22 protein-coding genes are annotated in these 24095 nt (G+C 67.3%); 10 read left to right on the top strand and 12 right to left on the bottom strand.

What is annotated here, in order from left to right; all coding sequences use genetic code 11:
* Window position 1: 1 nt before the first annotated feature.
* A complete protein-coding gene (locus AADZ55_RS13135) occupies window positions 2-535 on the bottom strand; it encodes an FxsA family protein (RefSeq protein WP_085326438.1) in 534 nt (177 codons plus the stop codon).
* 76 nt (window positions 536-611) lie between these two features.
* Here AADZ55_RS13135 and AADZ55_RS13140 point away from each other — a divergent pair, with 76 nt between their 5' ends.
* Both AADZ55_RS13140 and AADZ55_RS13145 read left to right on the top strand, forming a co-directional pair.
* Window positions 612-1319 (top strand): dienelactone hydrolase family protein, encoded by a 708-nt coding sequence (locus tag AADZ55_RS13140; protein ID WP_085326418.1) that lies wholly within the window; start codon window positions 612-614, stop codon window positions 1317-1319.
* Between the two features lie 224 nt (window positions 1320-1543).
* Window positions 1544-3124 carry a DUF389 domain-containing protein gene (locus AADZ55_RS13145; RefSeq protein WP_085326437.1) on the top strand — a complete coding sequence of 527 codons (1581 nt, stop codon included), beginning with the start codon at window positions 1544-1546 and terminating at the stop codon, window positions 3122-3124.
* Here the strand turns inward: AADZ55_RS13145 and AADZ55_RS13150 are convergent.
* From AADZ55_RS13150 to AADZ55_RS13160, 3 genes are all read right to left on the bottom strand, one after another.
* Complete coding sequence (locus tag AADZ55_RS13150) at window positions 3121-3516, bottom strand: PPOX class F420-dependent oxidoreductase (RefSeq protein ID WP_085326417.1); 396 nt, start codon at window positions 3514-3516, stop codon at window positions 3121-3123. The two genes, AADZ55_RS13145 and AADZ55_RS13150, sit on opposite strands and share 4 nt — an antisense overlap.
* 89 nt (window positions 3517-3605) lie before the next feature.
* Window positions 3606-7190, bottom strand: coding sequence for a cobaltochelatase subunit CobN (cobN, locus tag AADZ55_RS13155; RefSeq protein ID WP_085326436.1), 3585 nt, complete (start codon window positions 7188-7190; stop codon window positions 3606-3608).
* A 47-nt stretch (window positions 7191-7237) separates the two neighbouring features.
* The gene (locus AADZ55_RS13160) at window positions 7238-7981 is read right to left on the bottom strand and encodes a class I SAM-dependent methyltransferase (RefSeq protein WP_085326435.1); all 744 of its coding nucleotides are present in this window, start codon (window positions 7979-7981) and stop codon (window positions 7238-7240) included.
* 133 nt (window positions 7982-8114) lie between these two features.
* On the opposite strand from AADZ55_RS13160, the gene cobG reads away from it, so the two are divergent.
* From cobG to AADZ55_RS13175, 3 genes are read left to right on the top strand one after another with little or no spacing between them, the layout of a single operon-like run.
* Window positions 8115-9206 carry a precorrin-3B synthase gene (cobG, locus tag AADZ55_RS13165; protein ID WP_085326434.1) on the top strand — a complete coding sequence of 364 codons (1092 nt, stop codon included), beginning with the start codon at window positions 8115-8117 and terminating at the stop codon, window positions 9204-9206.
* A gap of 9 nt (window positions 9207-9215) precedes the next feature.
* Window positions 9216-9842, top strand: coding sequence for a precorrin-8X methylmutase (locus AADZ55_RS13170; protein ID WP_085326416.1), 627 nt, complete (start codon window positions 9216-9218; stop codon window positions 9840-9842).
* On the top strand, window positions 9839-11320 hold the full coding sequence (locus AADZ55_RS13175; RefSeq protein ID WP_085326415.1) for a precorrin-2 C(20)-methyltransferase: 1482 nt from the start codon (window positions 9839-9841) through the stop codon (window positions 11318-11320). The genes AADZ55_RS13170 and AADZ55_RS13175 overlap by 4 nt, the downstream gene beginning before the upstream one ends.
* Here the strand turns inward: AADZ55_RS13175 and AADZ55_RS13180 are convergent.
* Window positions 11317-12543 (bottom strand): class I SAM-dependent methyltransferase, encoded by a 1227-nt coding sequence (locus tag AADZ55_RS13180; protein WP_085326414.1) that lies wholly within the window; start codon window positions 12541-12543, stop codon window positions 11317-11319. The two genes, AADZ55_RS13175 and AADZ55_RS13180, sit on opposite strands and share 4 nt — an antisense overlap.
* A 57-nt stretch (window positions 12544-12600) precedes the next feature.
* A complete protein-coding gene (bla, locus tag AADZ55_RS13185) occupies window positions 12601-13521 on the bottom strand; it encodes a class A beta-lactamase (RefSeq protein WP_085326413.1) in 921 nt (306 codons plus the stop codon).
* 128 nt (window positions 13522-13649) lie between these two features.
* Between bla and sigC the strand changes: the two genes are divergently transcribed.
* The gene (gene sigC / locus AADZ55_RS13190) at window positions 13650-14204 is read left to right on the top strand and encodes an RNA polymerase sigma factor SigC (RefSeq protein WP_085326412.1); all 555 of its coding nucleotides are present in this window, start codon (window positions 13650-13652) and stop codon (window positions 14202-14204) included.
* 5 nt (window positions 14205-14209) lie between these two features.
* Here sigC and AADZ55_RS13195 read toward each other — a convergent pair whose 3' ends face one another.
* The 4 genes from AADZ55_RS13195 to AADZ55_RS13210 are packed head-to-tail and all read right to left on the bottom strand — an operon-like array spanning window position 14210 to window position 17611.
* The gene (locus tag AADZ55_RS13195) at window positions 14210-14944 is read right to left on the bottom strand and encodes a cobalt-precorrin-6A reductase (RefSeq protein WP_085326411.1); all 735 of its coding nucleotides are present in this window, start codon (window positions 14942-14944) and stop codon (window positions 14210-14212) included.
* Window positions 14941-15696, bottom strand: coding sequence for a precorrin-4 C(11)-methyltransferase (cobM, locus tag AADZ55_RS13200; RefSeq protein ID WP_085326410.1), 756 nt, complete (start codon window positions 15694-15696; stop codon window positions 14941-14943). The genes AADZ55_RS13195 and cobM overlap by 4 nt, the downstream gene beginning before the upstream one ends.
* Window positions 15693-16865: a precorrin-6y C5,15-methyltransferase (decarboxylating) subunit CbiE gene (gene cbiE / locus AADZ55_RS13205; RefSeq protein ID WP_085326409.1), complete on the bottom strand. Its 1173-nt coding sequence runs from the start codon at window positions 16863-16865 to the stop codon at window positions 15693-15695. Before cbiE ends, cobM begins: the two co-directional genes overlap by 4 nt.
* On the bottom strand, window positions 16862-17611 hold the full coding sequence (locus AADZ55_RS13210; protein WP_085326408.1) for an SDR family NAD(P)-dependent oxidoreductase: 750 nt from the start codon (window positions 17609-17611) through the stop codon (window positions 16862-16864). Before AADZ55_RS13210 ends, cbiE begins: the two co-directional genes overlap by 4 nt.
* 29 nt (window positions 17612-17640) lie before the next feature.
* Between AADZ55_RS13210 and AADZ55_RS13215 the strand changes: the two genes are divergently transcribed.
* The gene (locus tag AADZ55_RS13215; protein WP_119185035.1) at window positions 17641-18060 is read left to right on the top strand and encodes a F420-dependent biliverdin reductase; all 420 of its coding nucleotides are present in this window, start codon (window positions 17641-17643) and stop codon (window positions 18058-18060) included.
* Window positions 18061-18115: 55 nt separating this feature from the next.
* Here AADZ55_RS13215 and AADZ55_RS13220 read toward each other — a convergent pair whose 3' ends face one another.
* The gene (locus AADZ55_RS13220; protein WP_085326405.1) at window positions 18116-19591 is read right to left on the bottom strand and encodes a hypothetical protein; all 1476 of its coding nucleotides are present in this window, start codon (window positions 19589-19591) and stop codon (window positions 18116-18118) included.
* Between the two features lie 386 nt (window positions 19592-19977).
* Here AADZ55_RS13220 and AADZ55_RS13225 point away from each other — a divergent pair, with 386 nt between their 5' ends.
* Both AADZ55_RS13225 and AADZ55_RS13230 read left to right on the top strand, forming a co-directional pair.
* Window positions 19978-20928, top strand: coding sequence for a hypothetical protein (locus AADZ55_RS13225; protein WP_242670201.1), 951 nt, complete (start codon window positions 19978-19980; stop codon window positions 20926-20928).
* Between the two features lie 280 nt (window positions 20929-21208).
* Complete coding sequence (locus AADZ55_RS13230) at window positions 21209-21667, top strand: hypothetical protein (RefSeq protein WP_085326403.1); 459 nt, start codon at window positions 21209-21211, stop codon at window positions 21665-21667.
* A gap of 26 nt (window positions 21668-21693) precedes the next feature.
* Here the strand turns inward: AADZ55_RS13230 and AADZ55_RS13235 are convergent, their stop codons facing one another.
* The gene (locus AADZ55_RS13235) at window positions 21694-21894 is read right to left on the bottom strand and encodes a hypothetical protein (RefSeq protein WP_085326401.1); all 201 of its coding nucleotides are present in this window, start codon (window positions 21892-21894) and stop codon (window positions 21694-21696) included.
* A 1002-nt stretch (window positions 21895-22896) separates the two neighbouring features.
* Between AADZ55_RS13235 and AADZ55_RS13240 the strand changes: the two genes are divergently transcribed.
* Window positions 22897-24036 carry a DUF5631 domain-containing protein gene (locus tag AADZ55_RS13240; RefSeq protein WP_133056442.1) on the top strand — a complete coding sequence of 380 codons (1140 nt, stop codon included), beginning with the start codon at window positions 22897-22899 and terminating at the stop codon, window positions 24034-24036.
* Window positions 24037-24095: the final 59 nt, after the last annotated feature.

The raw sequence follows: 24095 nt of genomic DNA on the forward strand, positions 1-24095 counted from the left end.
CCTAGCTCGACCCCGGCGGCTCGTCGCCAACCGGACCCGGCCCCAGGGTCGGCGACTCGACGTCCCATTCCTGGACGTCAATGACCTCGCCATCAATAAAGTCCGGGTCGGCACCGCGATCGCCGAGGTTGAAAGCCCCGGCCACGCCGGCCGCCGCCTCCGCTGTCAGCGGCACCCGCCGCAGGAAGCCACGCACCGCGACCGCGGTCAGTCCGGGACCAGCGACCGCCCGGATCGGCGGCACCAGCAGCAACAGCCCCAACGCCGTGGTGACCAGGCCGGGAACGAGGACCAGGACGGAGGCAATGGTGACCAGCGCGCCGTCGCTCAGTGCGCTTCGTGGTTCCGTCAGGCCGGATCGCAGCTGCATCAGCTGCCGACCAAGCTGCAACCCACCCAACGGAGCTAGGAGACCGACCCCGAGGACAAACGTCGCCAGCAGCACCAGCAGGGTCCAACCGAACCCGATCGTCGCCGCGAGCGCGAAAACCACCGCTAGCTCGACGACGGCGTAGATAAGAAGCAGCCGCGACACCATGTGACGCCAACGTCTACGGGCCACGCCCAAGTTCCTTTGGAAGCGATGATCGCGGCTGCAGTTAGATGACGCTATGACAACGATTGAGATCGATACGCCCGCCGGACCGATTGATGCGCTGCTGGGCGTTCCCCAAGGGGAGGGTCCCTGGCCGGGTGTGGTGGTGGTCCACGACGCGATCGGCTATGCCCCGGACAATGCGTCGATATCCGAACGCATTGCCCGGGCTGGCTATCTGGCGCTCACACCGAACATGTATGCCCGGGGCGGCCGCGCCCGATGCATCATCCGAGTCTTTCGCGAGCTACTGACGAAGCGGGGCCGTGCCCTAGATGACGTCCTGGCTGCCCGCGATCACCTGCTGGCGATGCCCGAATGCTCCGGGCGGGTAGGCATCGCGGGCTTCTGCATGGGTGGTCAATTCGCACTCGTATTGTCGCCCAAGGGTTTTGGCGCCTCCGCGCCGTTCTATGGCACCCCGCTGCCCCGCAACCTTAGCGAGACGCTGGACGGAGCGTGCCCGATTGTGGCCAGCTTCGGCAACCGTGACCCGGTCGGTATCGGCGCAGCAAGCCGATTGCGCGAAGTAGCCGCGGCCAAACGCATTTCCGCAGATATCAAGTCGTACCCCGGCGCCGGACACAGCTTCGCGAACAAACTGCCTGGCCAGCCGCTGATGCGCATCACGGGATTCGGCTACCACGCCGCCGCCACCGAAGACGCGTGGCGCCGGGTCTTTGCGTTCTTCGGCCAACACCTCGGAACCGAAGCGACGACGTAGTCCGCAGTTGTATCTGGGCGGTTGCCCGAATGTGCCAGCGCGAAGTTTCATTACGATCAACGCTGCGGCGTGTCGCTATTTCAGCGGACCCGCAATTGCCAGACTGCCGGTATGCTTCGCCGCTCAACAGATGATCGCCGTCGCAGTGCCCACGCGCGTGACGCGGCCCATATCCTTGGTCGCGCTGCGCGATTCGACTCGAAGCGCAGTAGACGATGCGACCGATGACCGTGGGACTGCCTCCGAAGTCGAGGCCGCCGGAATTGCCCGACCTTACCGACGACAACGTTTCCGATAATGATGCGGCAACCGGCCCGAAGCGTCGGACGATGCTGTGGCGACCAAAGTTGTTGCCGGTTCATGATCGCCGTTGCATCATGGACGCGCTGATGGTTGCGCCGTCGGGTGCAGCACTATGGCAATTCGCGGCCCTGATGTTCTTGTCGAGCCTGGTCGCGTCCGTAGGGCTGCTGCAAAACTCCGCGGCGGTCGTGATCGGTGCAATGATGATTGCCCCGCTGATGGCGCCGATCATGGGCATTGCTGCCTGTCTGATCATGGGGTGGGGGCAGCGGTTGGTGCGTGGGCTGATGCTGGTGTCGGTATCCGCGTCGGGAGCCGTCGCGGTGGGCTGGGTGGCGGCCACACTATTGCCCGCGACGGGAACCGGCCTGCCCGCCGAGGTTGTTGCCCGCTCCAGCCCCGATATCCGGGACCTGTTGGTAGCGATGGGTGCTGGCGGTGTCGGAGCGCTTGCCACCGTGCACAAGAAGATCTCGGTAGCGCTGCCCGGTGTCGCGGTGGCTGTCGCGATCGTTCCCCCGCTGGGCGCCGCGGGCGTATTACTCGGGCGGGGTCAACCGCAGTTGGCCCGAGGTGCAGTCATGTTGTTTTCGACGAACCTGGTCGGAATTGTTTTGGTGGCGGCCATCGTGTTCCTGCTCAGCGGCTTGGTGCCGCGCCACACCTTCCACACCAACCGCCACCAGATCCTCGCCTCCCTGGTCCTGGCCGTTGTCGGTGCCCTGACCGTCGCGATGATTCTCACCCCACGGTTTATCGCCCTCACCGGCCGCGCTCGCGATCTCGAGGTCGCCACCCAAACCCTCACGAACATGCTGAGCCCGGGCAGCGAACTCAGCCATATCACGGCCTCTGGCAACACCATCCGAGCCGACATCACCAGCCCTACATCGCCCCCGCCGGTCGGTAAGGTGGCCGCCAATCTTAGTCGCGCGCTGGGACATCCGGTCACGGTGGAGCTCAGTTGGATTCCGGTCCGGGACCCGGAGCATAGTCGACCGGAGACCCCGCAACCGCCGCTCAACGAGCTGGGCCCGGTGATAAGGAGCTGGCTGGTCGCGCAATCGTTGACTCTGCAAGGGCTCAGCTACGAATCGGGGACGTTGGTGGTCTCCACCGCCGGGCCGTTTCCACCCAAGAGATCCGACGAGCTGACATCTCTAATCAACTCGCGGTACCACTACCGCATCCCGGTCAGCCTGGCCTGGACCCGCACCAACGGGGCCACTAGGTCCGATGGCACCGAAACCGCGCTCGATGCCGCGCGTGCGACCGCCGCCGCATGGGCTGCGAAGCGACAAGACATCGCGATCTTGAGTACGACCGGGACCGCTGCTGAGCTCACCGTCACCCTGCTAGGGCAAACCGAACCCGAAATCGACACCCTGCGAGCCGATCTTCAGGCTGCCCTGCCGCAGACCACCATCACTATTCAATGGTTATCCGGCGGTGTGCTGGAGATCGCCCCACCCACGCCGACGCCAGCGGCGGGTTCTGGCTAGCTGCCAACCACTTTGAGCTCGATGCCGACGTTCTTCGCCATACCGCCGCGCAGCTTGCTGACAAAGTTGAACAGCCGGCCCTGGATGCCGTAGCGCCTACCGATCGCGTCATACACCGCACCCGTCTGCGACTTGTCGAGGATGGCCGCGGTGCCTTCAACGGCCTCGCTGGTGGGGCGACCGCGCACAGTGCAGGTGGCCAGGGTCACCCGCGAGGTGTTGCGGATCCGCTTGACCTTCCATGCTTTTTCCTCGGAAATGACCAGCAGTCGGTCGCCGCGGTCACTGTCGGCGGCGGCCCAGATCGGGGTTGGCTTGGGCCGGCCATCTTTGGTGAACGTGGTCAGCAGGATGTACTGCGCTTTGGCGAGGTCGGCGAAGGTTGGCGTCACCGTGCCAACCTACCCCGCGGCCCCCCGCGAGCAGACGCAGAGTCGCACGCGAAGGGCCTTTCGCGTGCGACTCTGCGTCTGCTCGGCAACTAACTCTCGATGTCGCCCTCGGCTTCCAACAGCGCCTGGCGCAGCGCGTCGAGGGTGTCCGGTTGCGGGTCGGCCCACATGCCGCGACTGGCCGCCTCAAGTAGTCGTTCGGCCATCCCGTGTAGCGCCCACGGGTTCGACTCGGTCATGAACTTGCGGTTCTGCGGATCCAGCACGTAACGCTGCGTGAGTTGTTCGTACATCCAGTCGGCCATCACCCCGGCGGTGGCGTCATAGCCGAACAGGTAGTCGACGGTGGCCGCCATTTCGAATGCGCCCTTGTAGCCGTGCCGGCGCATAGCAGCCATCCACCGGGGATTGACCACGCGGGCGCGAAACACCCGCGTGGTTTCTTCCGATAGCGTGCGGGTGCGGATCGCGTCGGGTCTGGTGTTGTCGCCGATGTAGGCCGCCGGTGCTTGGCCGGTCAACGCCCGCACGGCGGCCACCATGCCGCCGTGATATTGGAAGTAGTCGTCGGAGTCGGCGATGTCGTGTTCGCGGGTATCGGTGTTCTTGGCGGCCACCGCGATGCGCCGGTACTGGCGATTCATGTCGTCAACGGCGTCGCGGCCGTCCAGGTCACGTCCGTAGGCGAATCCGCCCCAAGCGGTGTACACCGCAGCGAGGTCGGCGTCGTCACGCCAGTTGCGGCTGTCGATCAGCTGTAGCAGCCCGGCGCCATAGGTGCCTGGCTTGGAACCGAAAATCCTTGTTGTGGAGCGCCGTTGGTCGCCGTGTTGGGCCAGGTCGGCCTGGGCGTGCGCGCGCACATAGTTGTCGTCGACGGGCTCGTCGAGGTCGGCGACCAACCGCACCGCGTCGTCGAGCATCGTCACGACGTGCGGGAACGCGTCGCGAAAAAACCCGGAGATCCGAACGGTCACGTCGATCCGCGGCCGACCTAGCTCGGGCAGCGGAATCGGCGTCAGGCCGACGACCCGCCGCGACGCGTCGTCCCAGTTCGGCCGAACACCCAGCAGCGCAAGCACTTCGGCGATATCGTCGCCGGCGGTGCGCATCGCTGAGGTGCCCCACACTGACAACCCAACCGATCGCGGCCACTGCCCGTGGTCGTCGCGGTAGCGGGTCAGTAGCGAATCGGCCAGTGCCACGCCGGCTTCCCACGCCAGCCGCGACGGTACCGCCTTGGGGTCCACGGAGTAGAAGTTGCGCCCGGTGGGCAGCACGTTGACCAGGCCACGTAGCGGTGATCCCGACGGTCCGGCGGGGATGAATCGGCCATCGAGGGCCCGTAAGACCTGGCCGATTTCCGACGCGGTGCCGGCGAGGCGCGGCACCACCTCGGTGGCCGCGAACCGCAGCACCGCCGCGACGTCGGCGTTGTCGGTGAGCCGGTCGGCGGCGGCGGGATCCCAGTCGCCCGCCTGCAGCGCCGCAACCAGCTCGCGGGCTTTGGCCTCGGTCTGGTCAACGGTCGTGCGTTCGTCGGTGCCGTCTTCGGCCAGGCCCAGCGCCTGCCGTAGCCCGGGGAGAGCATGCTCGCCGGCGAACAGCTGCCTGGCCCGCAGGATGGCCAGCACCAAATCGAGTTCGGCTTCCCCCGTGGGCTTTTGACCGAGGATGTGCAGCCCGTCGCGGATCTGGACGTCCTTGATCTCGCACAGCCACCCGTCGACGTGCAGCAGCAAGTCGTCGAACGAGTCGTCCTCGGGCCGTTCGGTCAGACCCAGGTCATGGTCCATCTTGGCGGCCCGCAGCAGCGTCCAGATCTGCTGGCGGATGGCGGGCAGCTTTGCGGGGTCCAACGCGGCAACGGTGGCATGCTCGTCGAGCAGCTGTTCCAAGCGCGCGATGTCGCCGTAGGTTTCGGCGCGCGCCATCGGCGGGATGAGGTGATCGACCAGCACCGCGTGCGCTCGTCTTTTGGCCTGGGTGCCCTCGCCGGGGTCGTTGACCAGGAACGGGTAGATCAGCGGCAGGTTGCCCAGCGCGGCGTCGGGTCCGCACGCCGCCGACATGCCGAGCGTCTTTCCTGGCAACCACTCCAGGTTGCCGTGCTTGCCCAGATGCACGATCGCGTGGGCTCCGAAGCCCGCTGGAAGGCCGGCATCCAGCCACCGGTAGGCGGCCAGGTAGTGGTGGCTGGGCGGCAGGTCCGGGTCATGGTAGATCGCGACGGGGTTCTCCCCGAAGCCCCGTGGCGGCTGAACCATCAGCACGACGTTGCCCGCTTGCATTGCGGCGATGACGATTTCACCGTCCGGATCGTTGCTGCGGTCGACGAACAGCTCCCCCGGCGGCGGGCCCCAGTGCGCCTCAACAGCGTCGGTCAGTTCGGCCGGCTGGGTGGCGAACCAGTCCCGATAGTCCTTGGCGGACACCCGGATTGGATGGCCGGCCAGCTGCCCTTCGGTGAGCCAGTCGGGGTCTTGGCCGCCACGGTCGATCAGCGCGTGGATAAGGGCGTCACCGTCGTCGGAGTCCACACCGGGCAAATCGCCGACCTGGTAGCCGTGCGCACGCATCGCCCGCAGCAGGGCGATGGCGCTGGCCGGAGTGTCCAGGCCGACCGCGTTGCCAATCCGGGCATGTTTGGTCGGGTAGGCGGAGAACACCAGGGCCACCCGCTTGTTGGCGGGGGCGACGCGTCGCAACCGTGCGTGCCGGATCGCCAGGCCGGCGACCCGAGCGCAGCGCTCGGCGTCGGCTACATAGGAGATCAGCCCGTCTTCGTCAATCTCCTTGAACGAGAACGGAACTGTGATGATGCGGCCGTCGAACTCGGGCACCGCAACCTGGCTGGCCACATCGAGCGGGGACAGGCCGTCGTCATTGGCGCACCACTGGTCGCGCGGGCTGGTCAAACACAGGCCCTGCAAGATCGGGATGTCCAGGGCCGCCAGGTGTTCGACGTTCCAGCTGTCATCGTTGCCACCGGCTGAAGCGGTGGCCGGCTTGACTCCCCCGGCGGCCAGGACGGTGACTACCATGGCATCGGCTTCGGTGAGGCGTTCCAGCAGCTCGGGTTCGGCGGTGCGCAGCGAGGCGCAGTACACCGGCAGCGGGCGTCCGCCGGCGTCGTCGATCGCGCGGCACAGCGCCTCGACATAGCCGGTGTTGCCGGCCAGATGCTGGGCGCGGTAGTAGAGCACCGCGATGGTCGGACCGTCGGATTCGGTCGCGGCGCGCGTCAGCACCCCCCAGGTCGGGGTCACCACCGGCGCAGTGAACCCGTAGCCGGTCATCAGCACGGTGTCGGACAGGAACGCGTACAGCTGGCGTAGGTTGTCCACGCCGCCGTGGGCCAGATAGATGTGGGCCTGAACCGCGATGCCGACGGCCACCGTGGACAGGCCGGTCAACTCGGCGTCGGCCGCCTGCTCGCCGCTGACCAGCACCGTCGGTACGGCCCTGGCGAGCACGGTGTCGATGCCGTTCCGCCAGGCGCGGTAACCACCGAGAATGCGCACCACCACGATCGACGCGCCGTCCAGCAGGTCGGCCAGTTCCAAATCAGACAGCCGCGACGGGTTGGCCCATCGATAGTTCTTGCCACTAGAACGGGCGCTGATCAGGTCGGTGTCGGATGTCGACAGCAGCAGGATGGTTGGCTCGGCCACCCCCCATTCGTACCGCACGCGCCGACGACCGGATTGGCCGACGACGGCTAACCCGCGGTAGGAAGTCGATAGACGGACACGTGCGAACGGGACTCCGCGGTAAACGCCGCACCCGACCAGTCCGCGTGCCTGCTCTCTAGCTCGAATCCGGCAAGTTGAGCCATCAGGTCAAGCTCAGCTGGCCAGATATAGCGGTGCGGACTACGGAGCAGTCGGGCCTGTTTGTCCTCGCCGAAGTGAAAGTGGTGCGAGACAACCCACTGGCGCAGGACGTCATAGGTGTCCAAGCCGATATAGCCGGGCTCGGACCGGAACACCGTCGCCTGCTGTCCTGGTGGGAGCGTGCGCAATTCGGGCACCCACAGTTCGATCACGAACCGGCCGCCGGGGGTGAGGTGGCGCGCCGCGTTGCGGAAACAGGCGACCTGTTCGGCTTGGGCAAGCAGGTTGGAGATCGTGTTGTAGACCAGGTAGACGAGGGCAAATTCGCCCGGGGCGAGGGCGGTGGCCATATTGCCGGTGACGACGGGGAGAGCCGCCTCATCGGCCTTCTCGCGGAGCCGGGCGATCATCGCGTGGGACAACTCGATGCCGGTGACGGACACACCACGCTCGGCCAGCGGGATGGCCACCCGGCCGGTTCCGATCGCAAACTCCAGCGCCCGGCCGCCAGCCGCGAGTTCGACGAGGCGGTCGACCGTCGGCCCCAGTACCTCGGGGGCGAACATTCCGGCGCCGAACGTGTCATAGCTTTCGGCCGCATCTGCATCCCAGATCTCCTCTTGGAGCACGGCGCTGATTTTGCCGGCCGGCGCGTCATGGCGTCCAACGATTATTCGCTCGCAACACCAGTCGCTGCCGGTTGCGTCGCCGAACGCGACCAACCACTGCCTCTGCTAGTCGAACGCCGTTACCGTGGACCGGGTGGCCAGGACCCGCGACACCGACGCCTGCCCGGGCGCGCTGCAGGTGCATCAGGCCGCCGACGGGGCGCTGGCCCGGATCCGGTTGCCCGGCGGGATGGTCACCGCCGCCCAGCTGGCGACGCTGGCCGGCCTGTCGAACCAGTTCGGCTCGGCAACGTTGGAGTTGACGTCCCGCGGCAATATCCAGCTGCGTGGGATCACCGACGTGGCCGCCGTGGCCGAGGCGATTGGCGCCGCGGGGCTGCTGCCGTCGGCGACCCATGAACGGGTGCGCAATATCGTCGCGTCGCCGCTGTCTGGCCGGGTCGGCGGGAACGCCGACGTGCGGGCGTGGGTTGGTGAGCTCGACGCGGCAATCCGCGCCGAGCCAAGGCTGGCGGCGCTGGGCGGCCGGTTCTGGTTCAGTTTCGACGACGGCCGAGCTGACGTGTCCGGCCTGGGTGCCGATGTCGGCGTGCACGTGTTCCCCAACGGACCCCGACTCCTGCTGACCGGACGCGACACGGGCGTGAAGGTGGCCGATGTCACCGAAACCCTCATCGGGGTGGCGTTGCGGTTCGTCGAGATCCGCGGAAAGTCCTGGCGAGTAACGGAATTAACCGATATCGGCGAACTGCTACCCGGCGTCGAGCTCGGTATCGCCTTTCCACCCGTCACCAAGCCACCAGTGGGCTGGATCGCACAAGAAGACGGCCGTGTCACCCTCGGCGCCGCGCCGCCGCTGGGAGTGCTGCCCGCACGCGTCGCGCAGTACCTGGGGGCGATCGAGGCCCCGCTGGTCGTCACGCCGTGGCGATCGGTGCTGATCTGCGACCTCGACGAAGCGGTGGCCGATACCGCGCTGCGGGTGCTGGCGCCGTTGGGCCTGGTGTTCGACGAGAAGTCCCCCTGGTTGAACATCAGCGCCTGCACCGGCAGCCCGGGCTGCACGCACTCGGCCGCCGACGTGCGGGCGGACGCCGCAAGATCGCTGGCCGCGGATTCCGACGCGCACCGTCACTTCGTCGGCTGCGAACGGGCTTGCGGCAGCCCCCTGGCCGGTGCGGTGCTGGTCGCCACCGGCAGTGGATACCGACAATTCCGGCCGTAGGGTGAGCGGGTGCTCGACTATCTGCGTGACGCGGCCGAGATCTACCGGCAGTCGTTCGCGGCCATCCGTGCCGAAGCCGATCTGACGCGGTTCCCCGCCGACGTCGCGCGGGTGGTGGTCCGGTTGATCCACACCTGCGGACAGGTCGACGTGGCCGAGCACGTGGCCTACACCGAAGACGTCGTCGCGCGGGCCGGCGCCGCGCTGGCCGACGGCGCCCCGGTGTTGTGCGATTCGTCGATGGTGGCCGCCGGAATCACGATCGCGCGGCTGCCCGCCGACAACGAGGTCGTGTCGCTGGTTGCCGATCCGCGTGCGGCCGAGCTGGCCGTCCGCCGGTGTACCACCCGCTCGGCGGCCGCTATGGACCTGTGGGCCGCCCGGCTGGCCGGCGCGGTAGTGGCCATCGGCAACGCGCCCACCGCGCTGTTTCGGCTGCTCGAACTGATCGACGAGGGGGTTGCGGCGCCGGCCGCGGTGCTGGGCGGTCCGGTCGGCTTCGTCGGCTCGGCGCAGTCCAAGCAGGAGCTCATCGACCGCCCGCGCGGGATGTCCTATCTGGTGGTGGCGGGCCGTCGCGGCGGTAGCGCCATGGCCGCCGCCGCCGTCAATGCGATCGCGACCGAGCGCGAATGACAGCCCGCGGCACGCTATGGGGAGTCGGGCTGGGTCCCGGTGATCCGGAGTTGGTGACCATCAAGGCCGCCCGAGTGATCGCGGCGGCCGATGTGGTGGCCTATCACAGCGCCCGCCATGGTCACAGCATCGCCCGCGGTATCGCCGAACCGTATCTGCGGCCCGGCCAGCTCGAAGAGCACCTGGTGTATCCGGTGACCACCGAGACGACCGATCATCCCGGCGGCTACGCCGGTGCGATCGAGGATTTCTACGCGCAAGCCACCGAGCGCATCGCCACGCATCTGGATGCCGGGCGCAACGTCGCGCTGCTCGCCGAGGGCGACCCACTGTTTTACAGCTCCTACATGCATTTGCACACCCGGCTGACCCATCGGTTCAACGCGGTGATTGTGCCGGGAGTGACGTCGGTGAGCGCCGCGTCGGCGGCGATCACCACACCGCTGGTGGCGGGCGATGAGGTGCTTTCGGTGTTGCCGGGCACGTTGCCGGTCGCCGAACTGACCCGCCGGCTCGCCGATGCCGACGCAGCCGTGGTGCTCAAGCTGGGCCGTTCGTATCACAATGTGCGGGAAGCACTTTCGGCCTCCGGCCAGCTTGACGACGCGTTCTACGTGGAACGGGCCAGCACCCCCGACCAACGAGTCCTGCCCGCCGCCGATGTCGACGAGACCGGCGTGCCGTATTTCTCGCTGGCGATGCTGCCCGGTGGGCGCCGCCGGGAATCGGTTCCCGGCACCGTCGCGGTGGTGGGCCTCGGGCCGGGCGGCACCGACTGGATGACCGCACAGAGCCGACGTGAGCTGGCCAGGGCGACCGATCTGATCGGCTATCGCCGCTACCTGGACCGCGTCGGACTCCGCAATGGCCAGCGGCGCCACCCCAGCGACAACACCGACGAACCCGCCCGGGCCCGGCTGGCCTGCTCCCTGGCCGACCGGGGGCACGCGGTGGCGGTGGTGTCGTCGGGCGATCCGGGGGTCTTCGCGATGGCCACCGCCGTTCTGGAGGAAGCCGAACAGTGGCCGGGTGTACAGATCCGGGTGATTCCGGCGATGACGGCCGCCCAAGCCGTCGCCAGCCGGGTCGGTGCTCCGCTCGGCCACGACTATGCGGTGATCTCGCTGTCCGACCGGCTCAAGCCGTGGGAGGTGATCGCCGCGCGTCTTGCCGCGGCCGCCGCCGCGGACCTGGTGCTGGCCATCTACAACCCGGCGTCCAAGGCACGAACCTGGCAGGTCGCGGCGATGCGCGAGCTGCTGCTGGCCCACCGCGAACCCGGCACGCCGGTGGTGATCGGCCGCAGTGTTTCCGGGCCGGTGGCCGGGCCCGACGAAGACGTCCGCGTGGTTCGGTTGGCCGACCTGAACCCCACCGATATCGACATGCGCTGCTTGTTGATCGTGGGATCCTCGCGGACCCAGTGGTATTCGGTCGACGCAGGCGATCGGGTGTTCACCCCGCGCCGCTACCCCTAGCTGGATGGGCTCGCGTTCAAGGCAACCGCGACAAAGTCGAGCCGCCACAACGACTGAATCAGCGTGCGGCCGAATTCCTCCAGGTTCCCCGCGTTCGCGTGCGGAGATTCGCCGCTGCGCGCCACCCGCTGCGCGATCTCGCGGATCGTGCGGCGGCCGTCAACGTGCTGCAGAAAGGCCAGCTGGGCGGGGCTGGGCGCCATGCGCCAACCCGGCCAATAGATGTCTGTGCTGGAGACACCGCAGCGCGTGCGCAGCAACGGCACGTAATCGAGGGAGTCAGCCGCCGAAAAGTCGATTGTGTACTGCTCTTTGGGTCGGTCGGGATGGCACGCCATAAATAGATGGGTGGCGTTCAAGGTCTCCAGACGTTCCATCACGGACCAGACCTTGACCTCGGGCAACGCGTTCACCGCCGCGTAAAACTCGCTGTTCGGGACGAAAAAGTCGTGCGGGTAGTACGGCGTTTTGTGGAACCATCCCTGAAATACCAGTCCGGCGGAGGTGACAAGGTCGACGCATTCCTCGACGGTGTAACTGCGGTGGCGCCCGTGCAGAAACGTATCGACCAGGGCGCTATCGGAAAGTAGATCACGAGCTTTCGTGAGATAGTTCCGGACCGGGTGATACGTCGGTAGCAGCGAGATCGCTTCCTTGGCCATTTTGATCGATGCATCGTCCTGACCCAATCCCAGGTCACGAAAGACCGTGTCCAGCAGTTCGACGCCGATTCGGCCGTACTTCCCGTAGAGCATCGTCGCTACGACGCCATCGGACCGCAGGCAGTTGGCCAGTGCTTTCATGCCCTCCCGTGGATTCGCCATGTGATGCAAGACACCGGTCGATACGACGAGGTCGAAGTCGAGTCCCAGCGTCGAAAGCTCTTCGATGGGAAGCAGATGCAACTCGAGGTTCGCCAGCTGATGCTTGTCTTTCAGATATTGCTGATGGTCCAGTGCCGGCTGACTGATATCGATCGCCACCACTTTCGCCGCGCGGTTGGTGAACGCAAAAATTGCCGCCTGGTTGGTGCCGCAACCGGCGATCAAAATATCAAGATCAGGTTGATATTCGCGGTCCGGCCATAGGATCCGGTGGGAGTGCACCGGGTCGAACCATTCCCAGTTCGCCGAGGTCCATGCCTCGAGATCCGCTATGGGGTGCGGGTATAACCACCGGTGGTACTGGCGGGACACGATATCGGCGCGCGGATCGTCGGTCACTTCAGCGTCGCCTCCTTCGGTTACCGCCCAAGCTAGCCCACCTTCGGTCCCGGGGGCCTACGCAAGCACCCCGGCAACGCATTTCGCCGCGTCGGCGACCAGCTCCTGACTGGGTTCGGCCTCATACCCGAGGCCGGCACGATCGGACATGATCGCCACGACGTGCGCCGCGCCAGTGGGCGACCACACGACTGCGACGTCGTTAGCTCGTCCGTAGTCACCCGATCCGGTCTTGTCTATCACTTTCCAATCGGCGGGAAATCCCGCCCTGATGCGCTTGGTGCCGGTGGTGTTGCGCGCCATCCAATCGGTGAGCAGTGCCCGCTTGTCGGGTGGCAACGCGTCGCCTAGAACAAGCTGCTGAAAATCAAGGGCGATCGCATGCGGGGTCGTGGTATCGCGCTCGTCCCCGGGCGGATCGCGGTTCAGTTCCGGTTCGTCCTGGTCCAAACGACTCACGGTGTCGCCCAGGCTGCGCAGGTAGCCGGTGAATGCCGCGGTCCCGCCCAGATCGGCCAGCAAGAGATTGGCGGCGGTGCCGTCGCTGTAGCGGATCGCCGCATCGCAAAGCTGCCCGATCGTCATGCCGGTCTGAACGTGCTGTTGGGCTATCGGCGACGTCGACCGGATGTCGGCACTGGTGTAGGTGATCAGCGTGTCCAGATGCGAGAGCGGATTCTGGTGCAGCACCGCCGCGACGAGCGGCGCCTTGAATGTGGAACAGAATGCGAACCGCTCATCGGCGCGGTATGCGATCGCGGCGGTCGTGTCGGTCGCGGGCACATACACCCCGAGTCGGGCCTGGTAGCTGCGCTCGAGTTCGGCAAAGCGATCCGCCAAATCCGCTCTTTGCGGCAAGGTTGCCGGCGCGGGATGATCGCCGCTGGCACGATGCGCACAGCCGGCCACCGGAACCAGCATTGCCATCGCCACCAGCAGCTCACGCCGGCCAAAGCCGGTGCCCTCCCTGTTCCGCATGCCGCAGTATCTTACGGAGTCGCCCGCATAGCGTGATCGCCCGTACGGTGGCGCCGGCGCGATCACACCGCGGTTCTACGACGACGGGTCGTAGACTGACTGCGCCCGGCCGTCTAAGGTCTATGCCCATGACTGCGGTGTGCGAGGACGAGGCCCTGACCGCACTCGCCTTGTCGGCCGCAAAGGGGAACGCGCGGGCGCTTGAGGCGTTTATCAAAGACACGCAGCAAGACGTGTGGCGATTTGTCGCCTACCTGTCCGACGTGGGCAGCGCGGACGACCTCACCCAAGAGACATTCCTACGGGCCATCGGCGCCATCCCGCGGTTCTCCGCACGCTCCAGCGCCCGAACCTGGTTGCTGGCCATCGCGCGCCACGTCGTCGCCGACCATATTCGCCACGTCCGGTCGCGGCCCCGCACCGCCCACGGTGCCCAACCCGAACACCTGCTCGACGGCGTCCGCCACGCCCGCGGATTCGAAGACCTCGTCGAGGTAACCGCAATGATCGCCGACCTCAGCACCGAGCAACGGGAAGCTTTGCTGCTTACACAGCTACTCGGGCTGTCCTACGCGGACGCCGCGGCGGTGTGCGGCTGCCCGGTAGGCACCATCCGATCCCGGGTCGCCCGAGCGCGCGATGCGCTGCTAGCCGACGCCGAGCCCGACGACCTGACCGGATAGCGAAGTCAGCCGGACCCGAGACCGACGACCCAGTCGACGGCCTCCTCGACGGTGCCCACGGCCCGCACCCCAACCGGCAGCGGTGGGCGGGCCACCATCACCACCGAAACGCCCAGCGCGGCAGCGGCATCCAGCTTGGCCCGGGTCATGTCGCCGCCGCTGTTCTTGGTGACCAGCGCGTCGATGCGGTGTTCCCGCAGCAGCGCGAATTCGTTTTCGTAGGCATACGGCCCGCGGGACAGCATCAGCTGGTGCCGACGCGGCAGTACGGCGACGTCGGGCGCGGCGACCGCGCGAATCAAAAACCACGCGTCACTGCGCGCGAAGGCTGCGATACCCGAGCGCCCGGTGGTGAGGAAGACTCGCGAATAGCTTTGTCGGACCACGATTTCTGCCGCCTGGACGTTCGATGCCGCAACGATGGCGGTGCCGGGGTCCCACGGCGGGCGCGCCAGGACCAGGTGCGCCAGCTCGAGTTCGCCGCACACTTGCGCGGCGTGGGCAGTAATGGTTGCCGCGAAGGGGTGGGTGGCGTCGACGACGGCGTCGATGCGTTCGTCTTGCAGCCAGGCGCGCAGCCCCTCGACTCCACCGAACCCGCCGACGCGTACCGCTCCGATCGGCAGGGCGGGGTTGGGCACCCGGCCGGCCAGCGAACTGACAATGTCGGCGTGTCCGTGCAGCCGCCCGGCCAACGCGCGTCCCTCGGCCGTGCCGCCGAGCAGCAGCACCCGTGTCAATGTGCGCCCCGGCCGCGCCGTGCCACCGAATACAGGTAGCTGTCGGTGAAGCCCTCGGCGGCCAGCACGTCGCCGACGACGATGACGGCGGTCTTGGTGATATTCGCGTGGTGCATCCGCGCGGCGATATCGGCCAGCGAGCCGCGCAGCACGGTCTGCCGTGGCCAGCTCGCGAAAGCCACCACCGCAGCCGGCGTTTCGGCTCGGTAGCCCCCGTCCAGCAGTTGCGGGACGATCGCGTCGATCTGGGCGGCGGCCAGGTGCAAGACGAGGGTGGCGCCGGACTGGGCGAGGGCGGCCAGGTCCTCACCGGGCGGCATCGGTGTGGACAGGGTCGCCACCCGGGTCAGCGTCACCGTCTGTGCCACTCCCGGGACGGTGAGCTCACGGCCCAGCGCGGCGGCGGCCGCGGCGAAAGCCGGTACGCCCGGCACTATTTCGTAGCCGATTCCCAGCGCGTCGAGTCGGCGGCACTGTTCGGCCAGCGCACTGTACAGCGACGGGTCGCCCGAGTGCAGCCGGGCGACGTCGCGGCCGGCGGCGTGGGCGTCGGCGAGTTCGGCGACGATCTGGTCGAGGGTAAGCGGACCGGTGTCGACGATCTTGGCGTCGGGCGGACAATGCGCCAGCAGATCGTCGGGCATGATCGAACCCGCATACAGGCACACCGGGCATCGTTGCAGGAGTTGCTGGCCGCGGACGGTGATCAGGTCGGCGGCGCCGGGGCCCGCGCCGATGAAATAGACCGTCACCGCTTGGTCACCGCCCATTGAGTGACCGGCAGCTGTGGGCGCCAACCGGTGAAGCCGCCCAGCGGTTCGCCGCGGTAGTGCTGGAATCGTCGAAGCTCGCCGCCGAGGCGCGAATGAGCTTGCGCCAGAGCAACTTCCGCTTCGATAGTGACCGCATTGGCGACCAGGTTTCCGCCGACGGGCAGGTTGTCCAGGCAGGCGTCGAGCAGGCCGGGCTGAGTCACGCCGCCACCGAGGAAGATCACCGATGGCAGCGCGGCGTCGTCGAACGTGTCGGGCGCTTTGCCGCGCACGTCGATGCTGACCCCGAACGCAGTGGCATTGCGCCCGATGTTGAGGCGGCGCCGTTCGTCGCGTTCGAACGCCACCGCGGTGCAGCCCGGCCAGCATCGGCACCACTCGACCGCGATCGCGCCTGAGCCCGCGCCGACGTCCCATAACCGCTGCCCGGGCCGTGGTGCCAGCGCCGCCAAGGTCGCCGCGCGGATCCGGTGTTTGGTGATCTGCCCGTCGTGGACGAACGCCTCGTCGGGCGCCCAGGACGTGCGCACGTCGGGCAGGTAGCGGACGGCGATCACGTTGAGATCGTCGACGTCGGGATGTGCTCCGGTGGCCCATTCCCGCGCGGTGCCGTCGCGGCGGCGTTCGGTTGGACCGCCGAGCTGTTCGAGCACGCTGAACTCGGAGTCGCCGCGGCCGTGCGCGTTGAGAAGCACCGCGAGCGCCTGCGGGGTGGAATGGTCGCTGGACAGCACGATGGCCTGGCCGCCGCGCCGCACCGCGGTTTTCGGCGTCGCGGTGACCAGGCTGATCACCTCGGTGTCGTGGACGTTCCAGCCCATCCGCGCGCACGCCAGCGTTACCGCCGAGACGTGCGGCAACACGGTTACCTGTTCAGTGCCGAATATTCGGATGAGGGTGCCGCCGATACCGTGCAGCAGCGGGTCGCCGCTGGCAACTACGTGGATGTCGTCTCGGCCGGCGGGCAGGCTTTGCACCGCGGGCAGCATCGGTGACGGCCACTCCCGGCGTTCGGCGGTCATCGTGTCGTCGAGCAGGTCAAGCTGTCTCTTTGAACCGTAAACTACTGTGGCCCTGCGCAATTCGTAGCGAGACCGCTCAGAGAGGCCCGCCACGCCGTCGGCGCCGATCCCGACCACGATGATCATCGCGGCATCCTGCGCCAGACGACCTGGGGCAGCAGTCGCAATACGAAGAACATCGGCCGCAGCGCCCACGGGATCCACACTGTGCGCCGCCCCCTGGCCAACGCGCGTGCGGTCGCCGCGGCGACCTGCGCCGCGGTGCTGGACAGCGGAGCGGGCGTCATGCCAGCCGTCATCCGTCCGATGACGAATCCCGGCCGCGCGATCAGCAACCGCACCCCGGTGCCGTGCAACGCATCGGCCAGTCCGCTGGCGAAGCCGTCCAGGCCGGCTTTGGCCGATCCGTACACGTAGTTGGCTCGGCGCACCCGAATCCCGGCCACCGAGGAGAACACCACCAATTTGCCCCGGCCGGCCGTGCGCATCGTGGCGGCCAGCTGGGTGAGCAGGCTGACCTGGGCGACGTAGTCGGTATGGACGATGGCCACCGCATGCTGCGCGTCTGCCTCGGCGCGGGCCTGATCGCCGAGTATCCCGAAGGCCAGCACCGCGGTGCCGATCGGGCCGTGCTCTTTGACGATCGAGGCGACCAACGGGCCGTGGGAGGCCAGATCGTCGGCGTCGAACTCCCGAGTGTGCACTTGAGTTGCGCCGGCGGCGCGGAGGGCGGCGACTTGCTCGTTGAGCCGATCGGCGTTCCGCGCCGCCAGTATTGCTGTCATCCCCGGAGCCAGGCGCCGCGCGAGTTCGGTACCGATCTCGCTGCGGCCGCCGAAAATTACCACCGGACCAGCGCCCGTGTCATCCACGGCTGCGATTATTGCCTGCGCTAGCGTGAGTGGCGATGGCGAATACCACTACCCGGCTCAGCGACGACGCGCTGGCGTTTCTCTCCGAACGCCATCTGGCCATGCTGACCACGCTGCGGGCCGACAATTCGCCGCACGTGGTGGCGGTGGGTTTCACCTTCGATCCCAAGACCCACGTCGCTCGAGTGATCACCACCGGCGGATCACAAAAGGCCGTCAATGCCGATCGCGGCGGTCTCGCGGTGCTCAGCCAGGTCGACGGCGCCCGGTGGCTGTCGCTGGAGGGCCGGGCGGTGGTGAACAGCGACATCGACGCCGTGCGCGACGCCGAGTTGCGCTACGCCCAGCGCTACCGCACCCCGCGCCCCAACCCGCGCCGGGTGGTCATCGAGGTCCAGGTTGAGCGGGTGCTGGGGTCCTCGGATCTGCTCGACCGCAGTCGCGGGTAGCGCGACCCAACGGGTGCTGCCCTGATCGCGATGCTGCCCAGGCACCAGGATCTTCTCACCGCCAGGCCAGGGGCACGGTGTATCGCATCCATGCGCCACCGACGTACCCGGCCGCAGCGTGCAGACGGGCGTTCTGGTGCCCAGTTCGAGGCACGGCGAACTGCGAGCCGAGGGCCGCGCAGGCTAGCGAAGCCCCGGCGAACGTCACCGGACTCGACGTCACGGTCCAGGTTCCCGCGGCGTCTTGGCATGCTGCGGGGTGCGCGTCCCCGCACGAAGCAGCGACCCAGCGACCATCGGCTCGCTGCAGGGCGCACGTTCCGGCACCCGCACGCGGTTCGTCCGGCGCCCAGCTCCACAGCGACGCCTGGATGCGCCCGTCCTCGGGAAGCAGCTGATCGAGGCCGAACAGATTGACGCCGCAGTCGGTCATCGCCCGCACCTTCGACGGTGCCAGCGCCTCCGGATTGGCCGGCGGCCGGGTCGGGTTGACCAGCGCCGAGACCAAAGTCGAGTCCTCGAAGTAGCGGACCAGCCGGGAGGCGTAGACGGCGCCGCCATACGTGACATCGCACGTCGGGTACGGCCGGTAGCCGGAGGTCGACCCACTGTGCACCGCCACGTCGTCCCAGTCGAAGACATGGGCCGACCAGGCCGGCACGCAGGAGCTGACGAGTATGACCCGCGCGCCGGATGCGCGGACGTCGTCCCGCGAGGCGCCGAGCGGCAGCGGCGCGCAGCCGGTTGCCGCGCGCTGACTCGGGTCGGGGTGAAATATGAGGCTTGATCCATCCGGACGCCGCAACGAGCTCTCCAGCGTGGCGAGCGCCGACGCGTACGCTCGCGGGTTCTGCAGCGCGTCGTCCAGGTAGAGCAGGATGACCTCGTCGGTGTGCCCGGGTGCGTTCAGCCAGGTCGCGATCTGCGGCAGCACCTTGGCGAGGAGCGGTTCGACGGTGCAGCCCAGGTTCTTTTGCTTCGGTCCGAGCCCGTGACACACGGTGACGCCGCGGGCCCCGTGTAGCTCGAGCCGGGGAATGTAGTGCAGGTCCAGCTCGAGGCTGCGGACGTCGATGTCCAGCTGTTGGGTCAATGACAACTGCTGGTTTGAATCGGCGTGCGAGACGGTGAACGAGTCGCTGAGGCTGTTGAACGAGTTGTGCGTACCGAGCCACTGGGCGTCCAGTAGGGGCAACGGATCTTGCAGCGCGTATTGGAAAGCCGCCGTGCGGTGCACCCATGACTGCAGGTAGGCGTCACGCGCCGCTTGGGTCACCCGGTGGGCCAGCGGAAGGACGCACCGCGCATCGGGCACGCCGACGCGGCGACACTCCGCGGCGACCGCGTCGGCGAACTTGCCGATCGCAACGCAGGGGATCGCAATGGGACTGATGGCGTCACATGGTGCCGTGGGCGAGGGCGGGGCGGGCACCTCGTCGGCATCGGCGCCCACCGGTGCTGGCGTTGTCAGCACCACCGCGCAGGCGCTCATGATGGCCGCCGCGAACTTCGGCCATCGGGTGCTGGGCATGCGTTACAGTGCCACGTCGACACCCACCCGACCAGGGATGTTGTCGAAGTGTTGTGATCCCTTGACCCGCGGTTGAGCCCGGGGGCGTTGTCAGGGGGAATCGATCTCCAGACCCACCGGGCAATCCTCAATGCTGGCGCGTGTTGCATCCCGATTGGGAGGTGATGTTGGCAGCCACGCGCAGCACCCTCACCCACACCCAACACCGCCGCTATTCACCCGCCCCGCGTCGCGGCACCATGCATGGTGGCGTATCGCCGCCGTCAAAGTGCGGCACTGAATTGACCGGCAACCAAGGCGCGGCTAGCGTCACGAACGGCTCATGCGGGGGCACGTTGTCGCGTTCGCCATGCGCTAAAGCCAGGCCAAATGCGCGAGAGAACGTAATGAGTGGGGACCAAGACCAGCAGCTGAAGATCATCCTCGACCAGCTTTCGCAGCTGCTCGGGATACCGCCGCCACCGCTGATCACGCCCGATGAGCTTGCGACCGGACGCTCGAACATCAGCCAATTGCTCAGGGCCCTGGGCGGTGCCGCCAACAGCGGTGATCCCGGCGACAACCTCACGGCCCAGACCGGGCATGACGAACGTGAAGCCAAGACCGCCGACGCGCTGACGAAGTTTCCGGCCAACGAAGCGCAGTCCGCGGCGCAGCTGGCTGCTGTCGGCGATTCCGGCCAGATGACGCAGATGCTCCAGCAGATGCCGCAGATGGCGTCCGGCGTCGCAGGGGGAATCGCGGGAGCTCTTGGTGGCGCGCTGCAACCACTGAGCCAGATCCCCCAGCAGGTCGCCCAAGCGGGCCAACAGGCTATGCAAGTGGGTATGGGTCTGCTGCAACAAGGCACAGGGGCTAGCGAGGCGCTGCCCGATGAGCTGCTCGGCGAGGAGGGTGACCTCGGGGTCGGTGAGCTCGCCGGATCCGGTGGCGGCGGTACCGGTGGTGGTCTCGGCCTCACCACGCCGACCGCGTTGCTCGGCCCGCCGCCGACTCCGTCGGCCGGTACTGTTCCGGCGGCGTCGCAGGCCGTGTCATCAGGACCGCCGAACGCATCTGAACCGGCGGCAGCGCCTAGGGGTGGGATGGGCGCGATGCCGATGGTGCCGCCGGGCGCCATGCACGGCGCGGCCGGGACGGGCAGCGACGCCAAACCCGACACCAAGCGCATCGTCGCGCCGTCGGTCAAGAACGGTGCGCCGGTTCAGGGTCGGATCACCACGCCGCCACCCGCACCAGCGGTGGTCAAACACGTTGACGGCAAGCCTGTCGTGACTCGGCGCATCCTCCTGCCCGACGAGAAGCGCGACGACGAGGGGACGGACTCGGGGCGCTGACGGCTTCCACCGCGGAGTCCGGCGTGAATCCACTTACGCCCAAACCCCCTAACGCGTGGTCCCGCTATCCGCACCCGTTGCTGAGCGCGCAGTCGGATTGCCAATTCCAGATGCGGTAACCGCAACTTGGGCTGTCGGCAAAGGTCAGGGCTGGCAAAGGGTGACTACCGCCATATCGAGTGAGCGATACGATCGGCCCGTGTCAAATCTGCCCCCTCCGCAATCTGCATCGCACCCCTGGCCGCTAGTAGCGCCATCTGCGCCAAGGACGCGGTGGCCGATGTTGGCATTGCAGGTGGTCGCGCTCTTGGTGACGCTCGGCGTCGGGATCGTTGGCTGGTTTCGACCTGTCCCAGAAAAACACCCGCCCGCGCCCACGTACACCAACCAACAGGTCGCCGATGCCAAAGCAAAGGTATGCGCTGCGTACGAACAAGTGCGCAAAGCCGGGGATCTGGCCGGATCTCGAAATGGCGGTAGCGACCCGACCGCGATCCTCGCCGTGGCGACAAGCACCCGGCAAGTACTGGAAGTAGGCAGCAGGTACCTCATGACGAAACTGGGCACAGAGCCAGCGACTCCGCCCGATCTCGCAGCGGCGGTTCACAAGCTAGCCAATGTTTATCAGGAGCTAACGATTAATTATCTGGACGGCCTTTCTAATTCCGACCAGGAACTAGACCCGTTGCTCCGAGCTGGGGACGAGGCTCACTCAACAATCGAAACGCTTTGCAAGTGACTGACTTCCCCTCCGGAGAATGGTCCCTACTTCTTGTAGGTGATCAATGGCCCGACGACCTGGACATGATGGCGCTTGGGTATGGCAAACTCAATCGCGGGAGTATCAAGACTGGCTTCACTCATTTCGCGGACATGCTGCGCGGCGCCCAAACGGGTGCGCTTGTCGAACAGCGCGGTCACACTGCCGATGATCTCCGCAGCACCTTCCGCGAAGGCGAGGACCATGCCCGGGAAGTAGCCGAAAAGAACGGTGTCAAGGAAAGTGCATATGGCACCGCCTACGACAGCATGCTAAGCCTTCGGAACGATCTCACAAGTCTGGCCGAGGAGGGCAATAGACGGATCAAAGAGATCCAGGACTCGAAAGCGCCCGCGGAAACCAAGGTGGCACAGATTGTCGCCGCAGTACACGAGTATCGAGCGCTGGCCAATCTCTCCGCCGCGAAGTATGGCGGCAACGTGCTCGATGCGATGCAGCGCATTCTCGATGCCGAGGGAGCCGGGCAGTCAGCCCGGCAGTACGCACAGGATCACGGCCTCGAAGTCGGGCAAATGTTCCGACAGCCCAACGACCAAAGTAGCCTGACCGATCACGTACGTAGTGTGCTCGACGATCCCAGCCCGACGGCAAGCAGCTCCGATAACGCGGAAACACCGCCGGCGACTCACGGCCCCATCGCAGGAATACCTGGCAATACTTCCCCACCAGCTTCGCGCAGCCCCACGGCAGGCATCACTGCTAACGCCGGCACCCCGGCAGCCACGTCTGGATCAACGGCGGGTGTCCCGGGCACCGGCGCACAATCAGCACCGTCGCCCGACGCACAACCAGGACTCACCACCCTCCCACCGCGTCAATCTCCTGCAGGACGAGCCCCCGTACAACAAGCCCCCGCTCCGCAAATACCTCCCCACGGCTCCCTAGCCTTCACCGACAGTGCCGTCGTCCCCGCAGAGCAATCTCCGTCAGCACAACCCACCCCTCTTCGCGGCTCACCAATGAACTTCACCCAAGTTGCGGGCATCCCCCAAGGGCAAGCCTCTCTGCCTCCCCCTGCACCAACATCGTCTCCCCTACCGGGAGTCGGTGTCCATGGCGCTCCGGTGCCAGCTACCGGACTGTCGCCAGTCAACGTGGGCGCGCCACCTTCGGCAAATGTGTCGCCGATTCCTGGCTCACCGCCGGCGCCCGCAAGTGCAACCCCATCCATAACTCCGTCCGAGTTAATGCACAGCTTCGACAAGGGGATGCAGGCTGGCGAGCCGTTCTCGGCAGCAGCCAATGCAATACCGCCGGCGCCGATGTCGCCTACCGAGCCGCAAGTCTCACACGCCGCACCAACGACACCGTCCGCGGTACCAGGCGCCGCAGCCCACACACCGGTGTTTGATTCGCCGCCGGCCCAGCACGCACCCGCCCCCGAGACGCCGCCCCAATCATTCGTGGCGGCACCCGCCCCAGCCGCTCCCGCCGCGCCCTCACCGGCCGGTCCACTGCCTTCGTACGGCGCCGACCTGCGACCCGCGGTCTCGGCGGCCGCCACACCGGCCGCGCCGCCGAGCCCTGCACCGGTGTCGGCGACACCCGGCTCGGCGCCGGTGCACCCGTCGGCCGGGCAAGCCGGCACGGGCCAGCCTGCTGTGGTCCGTCACACGCCGCCATCCAAACCGCCACCACCGTCGGCTCTGGGGACCCAAGCCGCTACCGCCACCGCTACGGGGGCGGCCACAGGCGCCGCATCAGCCGACGCCACCGCGAGGGCACGCCTGCAGCAGCTAGTGGATGCCGTCGCTCGTCAAGAATCCCGCTTGGCCTGGGCGGCCGGGGAGCGCACCGACCAAACCACCGTGCTGGCAACCGATCTGGCGAGCGGCTGGATCCCACCGGGCGTCGACCTCCCGGCCGCTGTCACCCTGCTGTCCCCGGCCCGTCGCCGCGGCAACCTGGAAGCCCTGCTCGGCGAAGTCAGTGTCGCCGCCGGCTACACCCCGATCCATCACGTGCCCGATGAAGACGAGCCGATCCCCACCTCACCCCGGCCCCGACGCGCACCCGATATCGATGAACTCGGCTGGGAACTAAGCGAAGCCACCCAGTGGCGCGACGGGCTGCCGCGGTTGGCCCACACGTTGGCCAAAGCGGCTTCTACCGGGACCGGCGTGCTGGACTCCGAAGTCGACCTGCTACGTGAGCATTTGGCAACGATCGGTGCCAAAGTCCTTGACAGCTATCCCGACAACGTAGATCCCCATGACGTCGGCAACTGGCAGCTGCTGGCCGCAATCGACGCCCTGGTAGTTGGCGACAAGACCGTCGCCAACTACCACCTCGCCTGGTTCCAGGCCTGCCGACCCACGCCCGGCTAGGCCGACCACCGGCCCCGTATCGCGGGCGCGCCGAACATGGTTGAGCCGTGACCGTGGTC

It is taken from the genome of Mycobacterium decipiens (assembly GCF_963853665.1).
In the GTDB taxonomy this organism is placed as follows: Bacteria; Actinomycetota; Actinomycetes; order Mycobacteriales; family Mycobacteriaceae; genus Mycobacterium; species Mycobacterium decipiens.